General features: G+C 66.4%; 1 pseudogene. It reads left to right on the forward strand.

From position 1 onward, the window contains the following. Positions 1 to 418 (forward strand): annotated as a pseudogene (locus ACFWJO_RS38475) (class I tRNA ligase family protein); the annotation flags it as partial. Positions 419 to 473 lie beyond the last annotated feature (55 nt).

A 473-nucleotide genomic window follows, 5' to 3' on the forward strand; every position in this document is an offset into this window, starting at 1 on the left:
CTACACGGCCCTGCGCGACAACACGGCCGCGGCCAAGCTGATCGAATACACCAACCACCTCACCAAGGCCTACCCCGGCGGTGCACCCCGCTCGGTGGTGGAGCCGCTGGTGCTGATGCTGGCACCGCTGGCCCCGCACCTCGCGGAGGAGCTGTGGTCGCGGCTCGGGCACGAGAAGTCCCTGGCGCACGGACCCTTCCCGGTGGCGGAGGAGAAGTGGCTGGTGGAGGACACCGTCGAGTACCCGATCCAGGTCAACGGCAAGGTCCGGAGCCGCGTGACGGTCGCCGCCGATGCCCCGCGCGAGGAGATCGAGAAGATCGCGCTGGCCGACGACAAGATCGTGGCGCTCCTCGACGGCCAGGATCCCCGCAAGGTGATCGTCGTCCCCGGCAAGATGGTCAACATAGTGCGCTGACGCACCCGTGAGTACTTATTAACGTTCGGCGGTTAACAAGTACTCACGGGTGGTT

It is taken from the genome of Streptomyces sp. NPDC127092, assembly GCF_042722475.1.
Lineage (GTDB): Bacteria > Actinomycetota > Actinomycetes > Streptomycetales > Streptomycetaceae > Streptomyces.